This is a genomic window from Myxococcus guangdongensis (genome assembly GCF_024198255.1).
GTDB lineage: Bacteria > Myxococcota > Myxococcia > Myxococcales > Myxococcaceae > Myxococcus > Myxococcus guangdongensis.
Genome location: NZ_JAJVKW010000002.1, coordinates 705,649 through 724,266 on the forward strand (window position 1 = coordinate 705,649; position 18,618 = coordinate 724,266).

The following is an 18,618-nucleotide window of genomic DNA, read 5'->3' on the forward strand; positions in this document are numbered from 1 at the left end:
AGCAGCGCTGCGGTGACCGCTTCCCTCCCTGCTCCGACGCCCAGGTCTGCGATGGCTGGTCCTGCAAACAGCCCTGCGACCCCAAGGATCCCAACACCTGTGACGAGGGCTACCGCTGCTTCCAGCGTCGCCCCTCCAGCCCCTGGGTCTGTCACCCCGACTGGTGACCCCAGTCATCAGGTGATGCCCGTCGTCATCGCACGGTGCTCACTCCGCACCGTGCACGAGCATCCCAAGCCTGTGATTTCCCACGGGACGTCACGCGCGCCCCGCAGGCCCGGCTCCTGGCACAGGTCCTGCTCAACACACCCACAGGTCGCGCAACGCACCGCCCGCTCCACTCCCCCGAGGCTGACATGTCCATCGCCATCCAGAACCGCTCGCCCCTCCCGCGCACGTCCTGCCTCGAGCCCACCGCCGCCCTCCCCCAGTCCGCTCCGACGCCGCGCGCCGGCCATGACCTCCAGCGCAAGCTCCAGACCGACTCCTTCGAGCAAGGCCCGACAGGCGACCTCGCGAAGCTCCAGGCCCATCTGTCGCAGCTCCTCGGCGGACTCTCGCAACAACTCCAGTCCCTCGGTCTCCAGGCACCCGCGTCCCTCGGCGGCGAAGCACCTTCCGCTCCCGCGAGCCTCGCGCCCCAGAAGGCTTCAGCGCCGAGCCTCGCAGCCAAGGCCACCGAAGCCCCTCGCACGAACCACACCAGCGACGCGGGCCCCGGCTTCGGCGCGCCCTCCGCAGGCTCCACCGAGCCCGCCCCCGTCGACCAGCCGTGGCTCGCCAAGAACAACGTCGGCTCGCCCTACAACAGCAACCTCCAGCTCATCGAGCCCGACCAGAAGAGCCAGTTCAAGTACACCAACACCTTCACCAACAGCACGAACCAGCCCCAGACCATCACCCTCTGGAACAAGACCGGCGAGCACGGCGGCCCCAACGACGGCCAGCACTTCGACAAGAGCACGCCCAAGACCTTCACCCTCCAGCCCGGCCAATCCCAGCTCGTCGCCTTCGACACCAACACCAGCGTCGCCTGGTGCGTCTCCAAGGACGGCACCGCGAACCCCAGCGCCAACTACGGACAGACCTGGGGCGAGGCCTCCTTCGGCCACGCCGCCACCGGCTGGAGCGGCTACGACACCAGCCAGATCTCCCCCGCCGGCCACCAGGGCAACATGTCCATCTCCAACCAGGCCACCGGCGGCGCCACCGTGACGCAAGCCAACGCCTGGCAGACGCCCTCCGACAGCCCCGTCGGCCGAGACGTCGGCGTCCCGGCCGGCCCCCTCCACCTGTCCACCGTCTTCAGCTGAGCCGCGCCCTCGTCACGCGGGCAGCTTCGACAGGAACGACAGCAACGCCGCGTTCACCTCCGCGGGCCGCTCCTGCGGCGCCCAGTGCCCCGCCTCCGGGATGACCCGCACCTCCTTCAACCCCGGCACCAGCGCCTTCATCGGCTCGAGCGGCGCCAGCAGGCGCCCCGGGTCCTTCTCCCCGGTGATGAACAACGCGGGCTGCTCGATGCGCGCCGTCGCGAGCTCGGGCAGCTCCTCCCAGTCGCGGTCCATGTTCCGATAGCGATTCAATCCCCCTCGGAAACCACTCCGCTCGAACTCTCCCGCGAAGTACGCGACGTCCTCCTCCGAGAGCCACGCCGGCAACGACACCGGAGGCGGCGTGAGGAAGCCATCTCCGGGCTTCTTCGCGCGCACGACCCCCGCGCCCAGGTCGAACCCCGGCTCCCCCGCGAGAATCGTGCGCATCGTCCTGGGCACGTCCGCCTCCAGCTCCGCCTCCGCGACGCCCGGCTCCTGGAAGTACAGGATGTAGAACCACTTCCCCGCGAACGCCCCCTGGAAGAGCTGCGTCGGGGGCATCGGCGTGCGCCCCAGGTGCGGCACACTCATCCCGACCACCGCGCGGAAGCGCTCCGGATGCAGCGCCGCGCATGTCCACGCCATCGCGGAGCCCCAGTCGTTGCCCACCACCACCGCGCGCTCCTCGCCCAGCGCGTCGAGCAGCCCCACCGCGTCGGCGACCAGCTGCTTCATGCTGTACGCCTCGACGGCCGCGGGCTTGTCGCTCTGCCCATAGCCTCGGATGTCGGGAGCAACAGCGTGGTACCCCGCCACCGCGAGCGCGATGAGCTGGTGCCGCCACGAGTACCAGGACTCCGGCCACCCATGCAGCAGCAACACCAGCGGCCCCGTCCCCGCCTCCGCGACGTGAAGGTGGATGCCGTTCGTCTCCAGCGTGCGATGCGTGATGTCGCTCATGTCGACTCCTCCTGGGTTCGCTGCCGCCTCGGGACCGAGGCCCGGGTTGATGCGCGCGGGCGCTCGGACGTGCCTGCCTCCCGTCGCGCGCTGTCCTGACGCCGCACACTCCCACTCGAGCCCCATATCATTCCCCTTGCGCCCCCACCCACCCGCGAGCATGAGAGCCTCGAGGGGCGCCACCGCCCCTGCTCCCGAGGAACCCCGCCATGACGACGCGCTTCAAGAACCTGGATGGCAGCGGCCCCCAGCCGTTCGGCACCGTCTTCAAGTGGGCAGTCGCCGACAAGCTCGCTGGCCGTCGCCGCAAGTCCCCCGACCACGCCCCCGTGCCTCGCGTGGAGCCAGACCTCGCCCTGCTCCACACGCCTCCGGCTCCCGGTGAAGGCGCGCGGCTGACCTGGCTGGGCCACGCCAGCTGGCTCGTCCAGTTGGACGGCCTGTCGCTCCTCATCGACCCCGTGCTGCGCGACGCCATCAACGTGGTCATCCGCCGCAACGTCCCGCCCGGCGTCCCCATCGACAAGCTGCCGCCCATCGCCGCGAGCCTCGTCTCCCACAACCACTACGACCACCTGGACCTGCCCACGCTCATCGACGTGGGCGCGCCCATCGTCACCGGCCTGGGCCACGCCCCCGTGTTCAAGGGCACCCGCCTGGGCGTCACCGAGCTGAACTGGTGGCAGTCCACGAAGGTGGGCCCCGTCACCGTGCACTTCGTCCCCGCCCAGCACTGGAGCCGCCGCGGCCTCAACGACGCCAACCAGATGCTCTGGGGCGGCTTCGTCGTGGAGGGCTCCAGCGCGCGCATCTACCACTCGGGCGACACCGCCTGGTTCGAGGGCTTCGCCGACATCGGCCAGCGCTTCCCCGGGCTCGACGCCGCGCTCTTGCCCATCGGCGCGTACGACCCGGAGTGGTTCATGAGCCGCCAGCACATGAACCCCGAGGACGCGGCGCGCGCCTACGCGGCGCTCGGCGCGAAGCGCTTCCTCGCGATGCACTGGGGCACCTTCAAGCTCACCGATGAGCCGCTCGACGAGCCGCCCCGCCGCCTGGACACCGAGTGGAACCGCCGGGGCTGGCCGCGCGAGGACCTGCACGTGCTGCCGGTGGGAGGAACGCTCACCGTGCGCGCCGGTTGAATCACACCGGAGCCTGTGCTGTGGAAAGCCCATGCTCCTCGCCACCGCCTTGTCCCTGGCGCTCACCCAGGCGCCCCAACCCCTCACCACCGTGTCCGAGCAGAGCGGCTGGGTCCGCACCGGCCGCTACCCCGAGGTGGAGGCGCTCTGCCGCGCCTTCCCCAAGGCCTACCCCGGCAAGGTGCGCTGCGACACCTTCGGCACCACGCCCGAGGGGCGGCCCATGCTCGCGCTCGTCGCCAGCGCGGACGGCACCCTCACCCCCGCCGCCAACGCGAAGAAGATGCGCCCCGTCGTCTTCTTCCAGGGCGGCATCCACGCGGGCGAAATCGACGGCAAGGACGCGGGCTTCGCGCTGCTGCGCGACCTGCTCTCCGGCAAGACGCTGCCCGGCGTGCTCAAGGGCGTCACCGCCGTCTTCGTCCCCGTCTTCAACGTGGACGGTCACGAGCGCTTCGCCCCCAACCACCGCCCCAACCAGGTGGGCCCCGAGGAGATGGGCTGGCGCGCCACCGCGTCGAACCTCAACCTCAACCGCGACTACGTCAAGGCCGAGGCCCCGGAGATGGTGGCCCTGCTGCGCTACCTCAACACGTGGGACGCGCTCGTGTACGCGGACCTGCACGTCACCGACGGCGCCAAGTTCCAGCCCGACGTCTCCGTCGGCATCGAGCCGCAGCAGTCGGGACCCCAGCCCCTGCGGACCCTCGGCGTGAAGCTGCGCGAGGAGCTCTTCCAGGAGCTGGAGAAGGAGGGCCACCAGCCGCTCGAGTTCTACCCGTCCTTCCTCGAGGACGACGACCCGGCCTCCGGCTTCGCCTACGGCGTCCCCACCCCGCGCTTCAGCCACGCCTACGCCGCCGCGCACCACCGCTTCGGCGTGCTGGTGGAGACGCACTCATGGAAGCCCTACGCCGTGCGCGTGAAGGCCACGCGAGACGTCGTCGCGGGGCTGTTGCGCCTGGTCGCTCGTGACGGAGCAGCGCTGCTCAAGGCCGTGAAGGCGGCCGACGCCGAGGCCCAGGCCGGCAAGGTGCGCGACGTGGTGCTCGCGTGGAAGAGCACGGCGAAGAGCCGCGTCATCCCGTTCAAGGGCTACGCCTACGAGCGCGGCCCATCCGAGGTCTCCGGCCAGACATGGGTCCGCTACGACGACACGAAGCCGCAGGTGTGGAACGTGCCCTACTTCGACACCGTGGAGCCGGCGCTCACCGTGGCCGTGCCCTCGGGCGGCTACGTGGTGCCCCCGGCCCACGCGGCCTGGGTGGCCGACAAGCTCACCACCCATGGCCTCACCTTCCAGCGCCTGACGCGCCCCACGCCCGCCACCGACGTGGAGGTCTTCCGCGCCACCGAGCTGAAGTGGGGCGCGCAGTCCAACGAGGGACGCCAGACGCTGTCGGTCAAGGGCGCGTGGGAGAAGCAGTCGAAGGAGCTCCCCGCGGGCTCGCTGTACGTGCCCGCCGCGCAGCCCGGCGTGGCGCTGGTGGCGCACCTGTTCGAGCCCTCGGGCGCCGACTCGCTGCTCGCGTGGGGCTTCTTCAACGCCCACTTCGAGCAGAAGGAGTACATCGAGGACTACGTGCTGGAGCCCTTCGCCCGGGAGCTGCTGGCCAAGGACGCCACCGTGAAGGCCGAGTGGGACGCGAAGCTCAAGGACCCGGCCTTCGCCAAGGACCCGCGCGCCCGCCTGCGCTTCTTCTACGAGCGCCACCCCGCCCGCGACACGCAGCTGCGCGTCTACCCCGTGGTGCGCACCGCCGCCGCGCCCTCGGCCTCGCGCTGAAACACGACGGCCCCGGCGGCGATTGAGCCACCGGGGCCGCTGTGCTGCTTCAGCCCGTCCCCACGCCGGCCCCCGCCTCACGACGAGGGCCGACGCGCGCAAAGGGATGCATCAGCCGATGACGCCCTCGCAGGCGCAGAGGCTCGGGTTGCACACCGTGTTCGACGGGCAGCCGCCGCAGTCCGCCTTGCACGCGCACGAGCAGGACGCCGCGTCCGGCTGCGCGGTGGGGCCGCAGTTCAGCGTCGCCGTGTCACACGCGCAGGCGCACACGTTCGGGTCGAACTTGTAGCCCGCCGCGCACGTGGCCGTCTGGACGCACGAGCAACTGCACGTCGCCGTGTTGCACGACTCGTACGTGCCGCACGTGCCACCGCAGTCCGGCGCGCACGTGAAGGAGCACACCGCCGGGTCCGTGTTGCAGACCTGGCCCGAGGCGCCGCCACCACCGCAGTCCGACGGGCACTCGCACTTGTCCGTGGTGCGGTTGCACGACAGCTTGCCGTCGCAGTAGTCGGCCTCGGTCGCGTCGTAGTACGGGTCATTGCGGCACGGGGGCGGCACGCCGTTGGGGTTCGTCGTGCGGTCGCTCCAGTAGCGGTAGGACACCGCGGCCTGGGTGTTGTCCGCCAGCGGGCGGCAGCCACCGAAGAACGACAGCGTGCGGTTGATGCCGTCCACGTCGAAGCCGTGGGTGCGGCTGCGCGGCAGGTCCGCCGGCGTGGGGCACGTGGTGGGGTTGGCCACCGCGCCCACGGACACCTTCACCGAGGCGCCGATGGGCGGCTGCTGCGTGCGGTGACCCACCGACGCGATGACGCTGTCGATGATGCCGTTGATGGTCGTGGTGATGGAGCCCGCGTTGCGGATGGAGCCCACCACGCCGCCGGTCGCCTGGATGATGTCCAGGTGCTTCGGGTTGCGGGGGTCCTCCTGGTTCTGACACCAGGTGGAGGTGTCATTGGTGGCCAGCTCCGGCGGGCAGATGATGCCGTGGACCTGGATGGTCTGACCCAGCGGGTTCTTCGTGGCCGGCGTGGTGCCCGTGCCCTTGAAGTACTGCTCGAACGTCGCGATGGAGTCGGTGGAGTAGTCGTGCGTGTCCGTCAGGATGACGACCACCACCTTGGCGCCCGCTCGGATGCGCGCCGGCTCGGAGCTGGTGGTCGACGGCGCCATGGGCCCGTTGATGGCCGCGCGCGCCGCGTCCATCGACTTCTCGTCAGCGCTGCCGTTGGTGCGCACCCAGCAGTCCGTGTTGGCCGCGCAGGTCGTGGCCTCCGTGACTCCGCTGCATGAACCGCCGGAGCAGGCGCTGTTCTCCGTCAGCCACGCGCGGAACTGGTTGATGTTCGTGGTGAAGCCACGCACCACGTTGCGGTTGGTGTGGTTGTTGTTCGTGGAGGTGTAGCTGGTGGTCACCATCGCCAGACGCCAGTCCAGCGTGGAGTTGCCCAGCTTGTTCGCCACGGCCGTGGCCGCGTTCGCCAGCGACTGCTGGCTGCTGGCCATGGAGCCGGAGTCGTCCACCACGAAGATGAAGTCCACCACCGCGGCGCGCGAGGTGAACAGCTCGCACTGCACCGCGTCCGCGTCACCGAACTGCGCCAGCGACGAGCCACCCGCCGTGTCCGTCAGCGTGAACAGGCTGCCGGCCTCGTTGTAACGGGACGTGGGGGTGATGGCGAGCACCACCAACACGCTGTCGTTGGAGCGGTGGACGTACTGGCCCTGCAGGGTGAACGGACCAGTGATGCCCGCCGTGCCCGCGAGCGAGCCGGTGCTGTTGGGCACCATCGAGCGCACCAGCGTGTTGGTGAGGGCCTTGAGGTCCTGCGTGCCCGCCAGGGCGTAGCGCGCCGACAGCGCGGCGTAGCCGTCCCAGGTGTTGAACGTCTGCGACACGTCGCGCGTCGCCGTGTTGAACGAGGCGCCCCGGATGGAGGCCTCGTCGCCCGTGGGCGTGGTGGAGCCACCCGCCTGACCGCGCTTGTACGCAATCACCGTCACCTGCCGGGTGTCGTCCCAGCCGATGACGCCCACCGTGGAGCCCGCCACCGTGATGTTGGTGATGTTGGCGTCCTTGAAGGTGGCCGGCAGCGCGAGCCGGATGTCCGCGCCGTTCTCCTCCTTGAAGGTCACCGGGCGCAGGTTCGACGCGCGGCACGCCTGGCCCGCGGGGGTGTTCGGCGCGCCGTCCGCCGGGTTGTTCGGGTCCAGTTCGCCCGCGTCCACGCGGCCGTTCTGGTTCGCGTCCTCGGCGCCGTCGGCGATGCCGTCACCGTCCGAGTCCGGGTTGGTGGGGCTGGTGGTGGTGGTGGGGTCCGTGTCGCCGGAGTAGCCACAGTTCTTGCGGGGCGCGTTGGCCGTCGTCACGCCGCGCTCCAGGCCGTCGCGCAGGCCGTCGCCGTCCGTGTCCGGGTTGGTGGGGTCGGTCTCGTTGCCGTCCACCTTGCCGTTGCCGTTGGTGTCCTCGCCGAGGAAGCCGTCGCGGCCCGGGCCGTCCTGCAGGCCGTCGCAGTCCGTGTCCGTCAGGCGCGGGTCGGTCTCGTTCGCGTCCACCCGGCCGTTCTTGTTCTCATCCTCCACGCCGTCCGGGATGCCGTCACCGTCCGTGTCCGCCTTGTTCGGGTCCGTGCCGGTGGCGATCTCCACCGCGTCCGGGATGCCGTCGAAGTCCGCGTCGGGGATGGAGGCGGCGCAGTCGCGCACCTTGGGGTCCGTCTCGCCGGGGTCCACCACGCCGTTGCGGTTGCGGTCCTCGTCGCCGTCCGCGCACGAGTCGCCGTCCGTGTCCGGGTTGAGTGGATCCGTGCCCATCTGGATTTCCAACCCGTCCGAGAGGCCGTCGCCGTCGGTGTCGCGCTTGCGCGGGTCCGTCTCGCCGGGGCTCACCGAGCCGTTCTTGTTCGCGTCCTCCACGCCGTCGGGGATGCCGTCGCCATCCGAGTCGATGGCGTTGGGGTCGGTCTCACCCGGGTCGCGGCGACCATTGCGGTTGGTGTCCTCCAGGCCGTCCGGGATTCCGTCGCCGTCCGTGTCCGCCTTGACGGGTGAGGTGCGCGAGTCCGGATCAAGGTCCGCGCGGAAGGAGCAGTTGGGGTCCACGCTGCTGGTGCGGCCAACCTCCACGCCGTCACGGATTCCGTCGCCGTCGGTGTCACGAAGACCCGGGTCCGTCTTCAACCCACCGGGATAGACATTGGCGAACTCCTCCGCGTCCGTCAGGCCATCGCAGTCGGAGTCCTTGTTCGGGTTCTTCGTGTCATTCACATCCGTGGGCACACGACCCGGGTCGGGGTCGGGGTCGGGCTCAACTCCCGCGTCTTCTGGCGGGAGGACACCACCGTCCGAGCCACTGTCTGGGTTGTTCGGTCCTCCGTCTTCCGTGTCATCCGGAGGCTTGGGGTCGGGGTCCGACCCGCCGCAGCCGGCCAGCAACGAAGCTGACACGAGCACGCAGGCGATGAGCCGGGTGAGGGGCTTGCGCATCATTCGACTCCAGGGCCCTGGCTCCGGGGGGGGTTATGGATGAGCCAGGGGGAACCCCGAGTCTATGAAGAGTAGGGCCCTCTGGGCAGCGTCTATTCCCCCGCGTACGAGTTTACCGTCGCTCTTCGTATGCTCTCTGTTCACCGTCATGGGCGGATTGCCGCGTGGCTGTTTGCGAACAGTGTTCGCACCCTGGGAGGCGTCGGTTATCGTCTCTTTCGTGCCTGTCTTCGGTCTCGCGGCGTTGTGGAATGGAAGGGCCTCGCCCGAGCGCGCGGCGGCGGTGGTGGAGGACTTGGGCAGATTGTTGCCTACCGCGCAATCGATGCAGCTCGTCGTGGCGATGCAGGCCGAGCAGGCCGGCGTGGAGCTCAAGGTGGAAGCGCCGGGCTATCCGCGCGCGTCCGTCGAGCAGCTCGCGGACGAGGTGAAGAAGAGCGGCGGGACGTTCGTGGAGCTGTGGCGTCTGCCCAAGGCGGAGCGGGATGCGTTCCGCAACACCACCTTCGCGAAGGGGCGCACCTTCGACGGCGAGGAGCGCGCCAGCGCGGCGCGCACGCTGGCGCAGCACGTGAGCACGCTGGCGACGCGGCCAGAGCCCACCGCCGAGCCGGCGGCGGCGCCGTCCGGGCCTGGGCCTGTCGCGACGTCGGAGGAGGACCCGCGCAAGGTGCCCGCAGCGCCGCCGGGAAGCCCGCAGCGGCGGGGACGGCGCTTCGCGGTGCGGCTGGAGCTGGCGTTCCGCACGGAGCTGGACTTCGTGCGAGAGCATGCGCTGAACATCTCCAACGGCGGGCTGTTCGTGCGCACCGCACACCGGCCTCCTCCCGACAGCGTCGTCACGGTGGACGTGACGTTGCCCAACGGCGAGCACCTGCAGGGCGAGGCGGTGGTGGTGCACGTGGTGGATGACCCGTACAACGGCGGCGTGGGGCTCGCGTTCCTGAGTGACGACGCCACCTTCTCGCGGACGCTCGACGGCTATCTGGCGAGCCTGGTGGGCGGGGCGGGATAGGTCATGGACGTGGGGGGAGAAGAGCGCTGGCCTCGCGACTGTGGTCGCTTCGAGTTGCTGTCGCGCCTGGGGCGCGGCGGGATGGCGGAGGTGTTCCTGGCGCGGGTGAAGGAGGGCCCCCGGGAAGGAGAGCACGTGGCCCTCAAGCGCGTGCGCCCCGAGCGCGCGCATGACGACGAGGCGCACGAGCAGTTGCTCCACGAGGCGGAGCTCGCCAGGTGCCTGCGCCATCCGCACATCGTCGGCTTCGTCGAGTATGGGGAGCTGCGCGACGGCGGCTATCTGGCGCTGGAGTTGGTGGAGGGGCCGGACCTGGGGCGGGTGCTGGCGCAGTGCCGCAAGCGGCGCATCGAGCTGCCCATCGACATCTCGGTGCTCATCGTCCGACAGGTCCTGGAGGCGCTGGCGCACGCGCACCAGGCGACGAGCACCACGGGGCGCCCGCTGGGGGTGGTGCACTGTGACGTGTCGCCGCACAACGTGCTGCTGTCGCGCACGGGGGAGGTGAAGCTGGCGGACTTCGGCGTGGCGCGCTCGCGGGCGGGGATGACGTTGGACGCCCGGCGGCTGGGCAAGCAGCACTACCGCTCGCCGGAGCTGCTCGCGGGCGAGGTGTCCGTGGCGGTGGACCTGTGGGCGACGGCGGTGCTGCTGTACGAGCTCTTGTCGCTGGAGTCGCCCTTCCCCTCCGGGCCGGGAGAGGAAGTGGAGTCCGCCATCCGGGGCGCACGGGTGAAGCCCGTGCGGTTGCACGTGCCGGAGGTGTCGGACGCGCTCGCGTTGGTGTTGGACCGGGCGCTGGCGCCCCACCCCGCGCAGAGGTTCGGCTCCGCGGAGCAGTTCGCGCGGGCGTTGTCCTCGCTGACGGATGACCGCGTGGCCACGCCGTTGGCCGTGGCCGCCGTGGTGCGCGGGCTCATGGGCCCGGGGGCCTGAGGGCTCAGCGCCCTGTTACTGCAAGGGCAGCGTTCCCTGCGGCGTCCCCGAGCGTCCCACGTCGACGATTCGCTTGAGGAAGCGCTCACGCTGGACGGTGTCATCCACGTTGATGACCCAATCCGCGGCCTTCGAGAGCACCTGCTCCGCGACGCCGACAGCGGCCTGATGGCCTCGCGTCATCACGTAGGCGATGAACAGGGGGCGCTTGTCCAGATTCGCGCTCCGGAACAGCTCGCGGAAGGCGAGGAACTCCTGGCTGATGTCTCGAAGGTCCTCCTCGAGCTGCGAGCGAGTCCCGACGATGGGCTCCATCAACAGGAGGTCCTGTCGCCCCTCGACGAACTGCGAAATCTCATGGGCCGCTTTCGCGTGCGTACTCGGCAGGAAGCTGGGTGAGTAGCGCCGCTGGACGAACTGGCCCACCTGCCACTGCTCGAGGAAGCGCTGCCCCAACGTGTCCCGATGAGGTCCTCGTGGCACGCTCTCCCGGGCATCGGTCTCGTTCGCGGGCTTCTGGGGAAGCAGATGCTTCTCTACCCAGGCGCGAGGATTCGTCACCTCCCGGGGCAGGAGAAGCTCCTCTCCAAGCCGCGCCAGCGGGCTGACCTCTCCAGAGGGGAGGTCGAAGCGCGAGGGACTGGCCAGCGCATCGAGGATGGCCAGCATCGCGAAGTGCGACTTGCGTCCGCCGATACAGCCGGGCGCAGGCAGCCACGGGGAGCGCGCGAACTCTACCCGGGCTCCGCTCTCCACGAGCGCACCAATGGTGACCTTCGCCCCCGAGAAGGGGTCCGGCACGTAATGTACGAGACGGATGCGAGTCATCACCGGATTGCTCCAACCACCTGGATGTAGCGCTCGACGAGCTGTGTGGCCTGCTCCATGCGCCTGGAGAGCGCTGAGAACAGTAGGTCGCTGCCCGACTCCCCGACAAGCATGCAGCTTTGCTGGACGCATTGCCGCAACAGGACGGAGCCCGCCAGCTCGGCTGCCCTCTTCGCGGCCTTGTAGGCACCGACCTCCAGCAGCCCTACAGGAAGGCCTCGGGCCAGATTGGGCTTTTCTGGAATCGACAGGCCCGCATCGGAGAAGTCCTGGGGATAGCCCACCAGCGAGGCCCCAGCGTCGATGGCCCACGCCCAGACGTCCAGCTCATCCCCCATCGAGGTCAGGAGGATGTTCTTCGCATGGCGGTCGTGGTTGTGGATGAGCGCATCGAGCGTGAGCATGGCTCCGAGTCCATCCAGGTTCTTGACGAAGTGCGCGTGCGCACCATTCCAGTGAAGCGGTGAGGCAATCAGCGTGCTGAGCCACCCCACCTCGGCGCCCGGTCCCTTGAAGAAAGCCCCGTGAGGCTGCGGAACCCCCAGCGCGTTGCCCAGGGACCAGCCAACGAGCTCCGCCAGCAGTTCCTGCCAGCCCATGTCGACCTTGCGCACCCAGGGACGGCCGAGCGAGTCCTTGAAGTAGTCAGCCCCACTCGTGTGCTCCACTTCGACCCAGGCGACGTGCATGCCGCCCGTGACCGTCTCGAAACGCACCTCGACGCCGGCATCCTCGAGGAGGTCTTTCGACGCGCTCATCTGTCTCACCCCCATGGAAACAGCCTGACACCTGGCCTCACGCGAGTCGGCGCACCTCGGCGAACGGAATCCCCAGGTCTCCCTCCACCACCAGTCGGCTGCGACCACCGCCCTGCTTCACCACGCGCACCTGGACGCCGATGCGCTCGGCCAGCCCCGAGACGTGGGAGATGATGCCCACCTGTCGGCCCGTCGCCTGCAACGCGTCCAGCGTCGCCAGCGCCACCTCCAGCGTCTCCGGGTCCAATGTCCCGAAGCCCTCGTCGATGAAGAGCGTCTCCACCTGCGTCGTCTCCGACGACAGGGAGGCCAGCCCCAACGCGAGCGCCAGGGACACGAGGAAGCTCTCGCCTCCGGACAGGCTCGCCACGCCGCGCACCTCGTCGCCCATGTCCCCGTCCACCACCTGCAGGTCCAGGTCGTGACCCGGCACCCGCATCAGGCGATACCGCCGCGCCAGCTCCTGGAGATGCGCGTTGGCGTGGAGCAACAGCGCGTCCAGCGTCAGGCTCTGCGCGAAGACCTTGAAGCGCTTGCCGTCGTGCGAGCCGATGAGGTCTCCCAACACCTTCCACACCTCACCCGCGCGCCGCAGCTCCGCCAGCGCTTGCGCCTCGCTGCCGTGACGCGCCCGCGCCGCGTCGTCCGACTCCAGCCTGGCACGCAACATCGCCTCCGCTCGACGGCGGACCTCCACGTCGTCGCGCAGTTGGGTCCGCGCCGCGGAAGCCTCCTCCTCGGACAGGCTCGGGGGTCCACCCTGCTCGTGGGTCGTGTGACGCTCCCGCCGCTCGTCACGCACCGCGCGCGCCTGCGCCTGTGCCTCGCGAAGCACGGACAGGGCCCGGGCCTCGGCCTCGCACCAGGCCGCGTCGTGCGCGAGCAGCGCCTTCACCACGTCCAACGAGAGGCCCTGTGCCGACAGTCGATGGTCCAGCGCGACCCGCGCGGTCTCGCGCGTCTCCAGTGCGCTCGCGAGACTCCTCACGGCGTCCTCCAGACGCGCCAGGGTGACGCTCTCGGCCTGACGTGAGGCATCGGCCGCCACCCGGGCCTGCTCGTACGCCGCCAGCGCGGTGTCCAGCTTCGCTTTCAACTCCGCGCGGACCTCCTGCGTCGGACGGCCTCCGAGCAAGACGGCGCGGGCCCGTGTCGCGTCCGCGCGCGCCTGCTCCTTGAGCGCCGCCTGGGCCGCGTCGTCCTCGGCCCGCCGGGTGCTCACCTCCAGCTGTCCCTGCGCCCGCGCCCGCTGTTCCTGCTCCTTCTTCTCGAGGGCCTTCGCATCCTCGACCAGCTTCTCGCGCTCCTTCCACATCGAGACGCGCTTGCCGCACTTCTGACGGAAGTCCGCGGGCGCGGCCTCCAGCTTCCCCTCCCATCCGGCGTCCGCCGCGAAGATGGGCGCGACGTCCGCGAGCACCTGACGCACCACCGCATCGGCGGCCTCGACTCGCGCCAATCCCTCGCGCAGCGCGCTCTCCGCTCGCGTGAAGGCCTCCTCCGCGCGACGAAGCGCATCGACGGCGACCTCGCGACGAGAACGCTGCGTCTCGAGCGACGCGCGCGCCTCTCGCGCCGCACGCTCCAGCCCCTCGGCGGCCTCTTCTTCCGACTTCAACGCCGCAAGCCGCGCCTGGACTCGCGCGACCATGGACTCCAGCCAGGTCCCCGCCTCGACCGAGGCACCTGCCTCCGGAGGCACTTCCGTCTCCGACGGCACGACGCCCCATGAGCCTTCGGCCGACGCCTCCGAGCCAAGCGCTCCGGCAATGGAGTGCACGGAGGAAGCGCCTGCGTGAGCAGCCCGCTCGTGGCGCAACGCCTTCCCGCTCACCGTCCCTGCATCACTCGCCTGCACGGTGGACGCGATGACCTCGGTGTGCCCGGCTCCACTCGATGCAGCATCGCGCGAGTCACGCGCCTGCCTGCTTCGGGCAGCCTCGCCTTCCACGCGCTGCCACTGCTCACGTCCGCGCCCCCAGGCCGCGCCGTGCTCCACGCACTGCGCCTTCGCGTTGTCACGCCGTGACTCGGACTGGGACATCCGCGCTCGCGCCGCGGCCTGCTTCGCGCTCGCCTCCACTTCCGCTCGCGAGCACTCGGCCCGCTCGGACTCCAGCGTCTCCACCCGCGCGGCGGATTCCGCCACCAGCCCGTCGAGCGCCGGCAACTCGTGCCGATACGGATGCTCCGTCGCGCCACACAGCGGACACGCCTCGCCTTCACGCAAGAGCGCCCGCTGCGCCGCGTGGCCCTGCGTCGCCTGCGCCACCGACAGCGACCGGCGCGCCTCCTTCAACGCCGCGTCACCCTCCAGCCGCCGCTCCGCCGCCTGACGCACCGCCACCGACGCGCTCTCCGCCTCACCGCGCGCCGCCACCGCCTCCTGCTCCGCCCGCCGCGCCTCCGACTCCGCCGAGCACAAACCCTGTCGCGCCGACTCCAACGCCCGCAGCGACTCCCGCCTCGCCAGCAGCGACTCGCGCAGCACGCGCCGCTCCACGGCCGTGCCCTCTCCCAACGCGGCCTCGGCGTGCGTCGCCGCCGCCTGCGCCCGCGCCTCGGCCTCCGCCGCCGTCTCCCGCTCCCGCGTCCTCAGCCGCGTGGACTCCCGCAGGCGCTCCACCTCCGCGCGCTGTGTCTCCACCTGCGTCCGCGCCGCGCTCCCCTCCCCCAGCGCCACCTCGTACCACTCCAGCTCCCGCTGCCAGCGCGGCCACTCCTTCGCCAGCGCTTCCCAGTGGGCCTTCTCCACCAACCACGCCCGCGCCGCCTCCCCCTTCGCCCGCGCCTCCTCCTCCCGCGCCCCAACCGCCTCCAACACCTCCCGCGCCTTCGCCTCCTCCTCCTTCGACGCCCTCGCCCTCGCCCTCGCATCCTCCGCGTCGCGCGCCGTCGCCTCGCACCGCGCGTCCAGCGCCGCCGCCTCCTCCAACGCCGGAGTCGCCTCCTCCTGCGCCGTCCGAGCCGCCGCCCTCGCCTCCTCCGCCCCCTTCAACACCCCCACCGACTGGAAGGCCCGGGCCTTCGTCGCCTCCACCTCCTCCGCGCGCGATCTTCGTGCCCCTTCCGCGTCCTCCCACCGTCGCCCCGCGACCTCCGCCGCCGTCACCACCTCCCGGAAGGACTCCGCCGCGCGCACCTCCTCCAGCTTCCTCGCCCGAGGCGCCGCCGCCTCCAGCGCCTGCGCCGCCCGGACCTCCCTCTCCTCCGCCTCGCGAAATGCCCGCACCAACGCGGAGCGCTCCGCGTGCCACGCCGCCGCGCCTTCCGCCTGCCGCAGCTTCGTCTCCACCTCCGCCCGCGCCCGCGCCTCGTCGACGAGCCGCTCCTCCGCCGCCCCGCGCTCCTGCGCCTCCATCAGCACAATCGCCGCCAGCCCCTGCTCCCGCTTCGCCAGCGCCTCCTGCTCCGCCTTGTTCTTCTCGTGCGCGCGGATGGACAGCCGGCTGTACACCTCCGTGCCCGTCATCCGCTCCAGCAGCTCCGCGCGCTCGCTCGCGTCCGCCTTCAAGAAGGCCGCGAACTCTCCCTGCGCGAGCAGCGCCGAGCGACGGAACTGGTCGAACGACAACCCCAGCCGCTCCTGGATGGCGACCAGCACCTCGCCCTTGGTGCGGCCGAACTGCTGCCCCGAGGCCACCTCCGTCAGGCTCATCTCCTGCGGCCGGAACCGCCCCTCCGCCCGCCCACGCGCCCGCCACACGTTCCACCGCGCCCGGTAGCGCTTGCCGTCCTTCCCCTGGAAGTCCACCTCCGCGAAGCCCTCGGCCGCGCCCCGCCGCAACAAGCCGCGCACGTCGTACGCGGACAGCCGCGCCTCCTCCTCCTCGTCCGCGCGCCCCACCGGCACACCGCCCCGTCCCCCCAACCTCGGCGTCCGGTCGAACAACGCCAGACACAGCGCATCCAGGAGCGTGCTCTTGCCCGCCCCCGTCGCGCCCGTGATGGCGAACAGCCCCAGCCGGTCGAGCGGAGGCCGGTCCAGCTCCAGCTCGAAGTTCCCCGAGAAGCTCGTCAGGTTGCTGCCCCGGATGCCGAGGACCTTCATGACGCGTCCTCCTGCACCTGCGTCAGCAGCGTGTGGAACGCCTCCAACAACCCATCCGTCGGAGGCTCCTCGTAGTCACGCGCATACCGCGCCCGGAACACGTCCTCCGGCGTGCGCTCCCGGAGCGACAACCCCGGACGCGCCTCCGCCAGCGCGCCGCCCGTCCCCGTGTACGCGGGCGTCAGCTTCACCAGCCGCGCCGCGCGTCCCTCGAGCGCCTTCTCCACCTTCAGGCGCAGCGCCGGCTCGGGCCGGGGCAACGAGACGCACACCTCCAGGTAGGGACGCCGCCAGTCCGGCACGCCCTCCTCCATCGCCGGAAGCGCCTCCAACAACCCCACCACCTCCTCGAGCGTCGCCGCATCCCGGGCCGGCACCCGCACCATCTCCGCCCGACGCGGCACCGGCACCGACTCCACGCCCTCCAGCACCCCGTCCTTCAAATCCACCACCAACACCTGGTGGCGATAGTTCGCCTCCGACAGCGACAAGGGCAACGGAGAGCCGCTGTAGCGCACGCCCTCGCGTCCACCCACGCGCTGTGCCTTGTGCAGGTGTCCCAGCGCCGCGTACGCGACGTCCTCGGGGAACAGCTCCACGGGCAGCGCGTGCTGATTGCCGCCCAGAATCTTCCGCTCGCTGAGCTCCGACAGCTCCGAGCCCGTCATGTAGCAGTGTCCCATCGCCACCAACCCCTGCCCCGGCCGACGCCGGAGCCGCGCCGCCTCCAGCACCTCCTCGTACACCGCCCTCACCCCCGCCACGAGCCGGTCCCCCAGCTCCTCGCGAACAGGCGGGAGGTCCGAGGGCCGCAGGTACGGCACCGCCGCCACCCACGCGCCCACGTGCCCCTTCGCGTCGTGCACCGGCACCAGCAGTCGCTCCAAATCCAGCACGCCGCCCGCGCGTGGCAATCCGCCCACCACCTTCACGCCCAACGCCGCGAACAACGGGTCCGGCGCATCCAGCCGCGCCGCCGAGTCGTGATTGCCACCGATGACCACCACGTCCAACCGAGGCAACCGCCGGCGCGTCTTCGCGATGAACTGGTACCACGCGGCCTGGGCCTCGGCGCTGGGGTTGGCGGTGTCGAAGATGTCGCCGGCCACCAGCAGCGCGTCCACCGCCTGGGCCTCCAGCGTGTCCAGCAGCCACTCCAGGAACGCGCCGTGCTCCGCCTCGCGCGAGACGTCGTACAGCGTGTGCCCCAGGTGCCAGTCCGACGTGTGCAGCAAGCGCATCCCGCGTTCACCCTCCCTCACCCCACGGCACTCGGGCCGGCCGGCAGCCTCCTTCAGGGAAGCCGTCCGCTCCAAGCGCCGGGCGCCTGCTCCCTTACACGCTCCCTCTGACATGTGCCCAGGCCGCTGCAATTCCAGGGGGTTGCCGAGCCACCCGGCCCCGCGAGTCTCGAAGTCGCGGAAGAACCCGCTGGGGAGACTGGCCCGCCAGGCTTCGGGCGGAGATGCTTCGTGCCATGTCCTCCGAGCTCACCGGGTACCTCCCGCTCGCGCTGATGGTGCTCTTCGTCATCACCATCATCTACCTGGGGGCCCGGGACAAACGCCGGCAGCGGCAGGCCTGGCGCATCTTCGCCACCCGCCAGGGATGGACCTTCAGCCAGTCGGGTGACGTGCTGGAGGTCCAGGGGCTCTATCGCGAGCGACAGCTCTCGCTGCTCACCGAGAAGTACGGCACCGGCAAGGGCTCCCACTTCGTCACCGTGCTGCGCCTGGAGCTGACCGACGCCCTGCCCCAGGAGCTCCACCTCGAGACAGAGACCTTCGGCGACAAGTTCCTCAAGCTGTTCGGCAAGGTGGACGAGGAGGTGGGCGACGCGGCGCTGGACTCGGCCCTGAGCCTGCGCAACCTCTCCCCCAGGACCCGGGAGCTGCTCCTGACGCCGACCCTGCGCGAGCCCCTGCTGCGCGCCCACAAGAGCTACCAGCGCGTGTCCATCATCGCGGGGATGCTGGAGGCGGCGAAGGAGGGCGTGCCCACCGCGCATGAGGACCTCGAGGCCCTCATCGCCCCCGCGCTCGCCCTGGCGGACGCCCTGCATCTGTCCACCGGGCAAGCGCTCCCACCGCACTCGCGACGACGCGCTCAGTCCTGACGACGCCTGCGGCGCATCAGCGCCAGCGCCGTCAGCGCGGCCCACGCCAGCGAGCCCACCGGCGCGCTGCCATTGTCATCCCTGGGGTCCTCGGGGTCCGTCCCGGCATCAGGGCCCGCGCCCGCGTCGGGCGTCGTCCCCGCATCCGGCTGTGCGCCCACATCGGGGGCCGGCCGAGGCACCAAGTTGGAGAGACTGGCTCCATCGGCGCCAAA

Annotated in this window: 13 protein-coding genes; 6 read left to right on the forward strand and 7 right to left on the reverse strand. The window is 70.9% G+C overall.

Features of this window, described 5'->3' with window-relative positions:
• Positions 1-356 precede the first annotated feature (356 nt).
• Positions 357-1,313 carry a hypothetical protein gene (locus tag LXT21_RS07700; RefSeq protein WP_254037431.1) on the forward strand — a complete coding sequence of 319 codons (957 nt, stop codon included), beginning with the start codon at positions 357-359 and terminating at the stop codon, positions 1,311-1,313.
• Positions 1,314-1,325: 12 nt separating this feature from the next.
• Here the strand turns inward: LXT21_RS07700 and LXT21_RS07705 are convergent, their stop codons facing one another.
• Positions 1,326-2,276, reverse strand: a complete 951-nt coding sequence (locus tag LXT21_RS07705) for an alpha/beta fold hydrolase (protein ID WP_254037432.1) — start codon at positions 2,274-2,276, stop codon at positions 1,326-1,328.
• A 209-nt stretch (positions 2,277-2,485) separates the two neighbouring features.
• Between LXT21_RS07705 and LXT21_RS07710 the strand changes: the two genes are divergently transcribed.
• On the forward strand, positions 2,486-3,421 hold the full coding sequence (locus tag LXT21_RS07710; RefSeq protein WP_254037433.1) for an MBL fold metallo-hydrolase: 936 nt from the start codon (positions 2,486-2,488) through the stop codon (positions 3,419-3,421).
• Between the two features lie 31 nt (positions 3,422-3,452).
• Positions 3,453-5,207, forward strand: coding sequence for a M14 family zinc carboxypeptidase (locus tag LXT21_RS07715; RefSeq protein WP_254037434.1), 1,755 nt, complete (start codon positions 3,453-3,455; stop codon positions 5,205-5,207).
• Between the two features lie 111 nt (positions 5,208-5,318).
• Here the strand turns inward: LXT21_RS07715 and cglD are convergent, their stop codons facing one another.
• Positions 5,319-8,699 (reverse strand): adventurous gliding motility lipoprotein CglD, encoded by a 3,381-nt coding sequence (gene cglD / locus LXT21_RS07720; RefSeq protein ID WP_254037773.1) that lies wholly within the window; start codon positions 8,697-8,699, stop codon positions 5,319-5,321.
• A 220-nt stretch (positions 8,700-8,919) separates the two neighbouring features.
• On the opposite strand from cglD, the gene LXT21_RS07725 reads away from it, so the two are divergent.
• Complete coding sequence (locus LXT21_RS07725; RefSeq protein ID WP_254037435.1) at positions 8,920-9,714, forward strand: TIGR02266 family protein; 795 nt, start codon at positions 8,920-8,922, stop codon at positions 9,712-9,714.
• 3 nt (positions 9,715-9,717) lie between these two features.
• Complete coding sequence (locus tag LXT21_RS07730; protein WP_254037436.1) at positions 9,718-10,650, forward strand: serine/threonine-protein kinase; 933 nt, start codon at positions 9,718-9,720, stop codon at positions 10,648-10,650.
• A 15-nt stretch (positions 10,651-10,665) separates the two neighbouring features.
• Here the strand turns inward: LXT21_RS07730 and LXT21_RS07735 are convergent, their stop codons facing one another.
• The 4 genes from LXT21_RS07735 to LXT21_RS07750 are packed head-to-tail and all read right to left on the reverse strand — an operon-like array spanning position 10,666 to position 17,528.
• Complete coding sequence (locus LXT21_RS07735) at positions 10,666-11,478, reverse strand: hypothetical protein (protein WP_254037437.1); 813 nt, start codon at positions 11,476-11,478, stop codon at positions 10,666-10,668.
• Positions 11,478-12,236, reverse strand: a complete 759-nt coding sequence (locus LXT21_RS07740; RefSeq protein ID WP_254037438.1) for a hypothetical protein — start codon at positions 12,234-12,236, stop codon at positions 11,478-11,480. The genes LXT21_RS07735 and LXT21_RS07740 overlap by 1 nt, the downstream gene beginning before the upstream one ends.
• A gap of 37 nt (positions 12,237-12,273) precedes the next feature.
• Positions 12,274-16,287: an AAA family ATPase gene (locus LXT21_RS07745; protein ID WP_254037439.1), complete on the reverse strand. Its 4,014-nt coding sequence runs from the start codon at positions 16,285-16,287 to the stop codon at positions 12,274-12,276.
• Entirely contained in the window at positions 16,284-17,528 is a 1,245-nt protein-coding gene (locus LXT21_RS07750; protein WP_254037440.1) for an exonuclease SbcCD subunit D C-terminal domain-containing protein, read from the reverse strand. The genes LXT21_RS07745 and LXT21_RS07750 overlap by 4 nt, the downstream gene beginning before the upstream one ends.
• Before the next feature lie 236 nt (positions 17,529-17,764).
• Between LXT21_RS07750 and LXT21_RS07755 the strand changes: the two genes are divergently transcribed.
• The gene (locus tag LXT21_RS07755; protein WP_254037441.1) at positions 17,765-18,403 is read left to right on the forward strand and encodes a hypothetical protein; all 639 of its coding nucleotides are present in this window, start codon (positions 17,765-17,767) and stop codon (positions 18,401-18,403) included.
• On the opposite strand, the gene LXT21_RS07760 is transcribed toward LXT21_RS07755, so the two are convergent.
• A complete protein-coding gene (locus LXT21_RS07760; RefSeq protein ID WP_254037442.1) occupies positions 18,394-18,588 on the reverse strand; it encodes a hypothetical protein in 195 nt (64 codons plus the stop codon). The two genes, LXT21_RS07755 and LXT21_RS07760, sit on opposite strands and share 10 nt — an antisense overlap.
• Between the last annotated feature and the right edge of the window lie 30 nt (positions 18,589-18,618).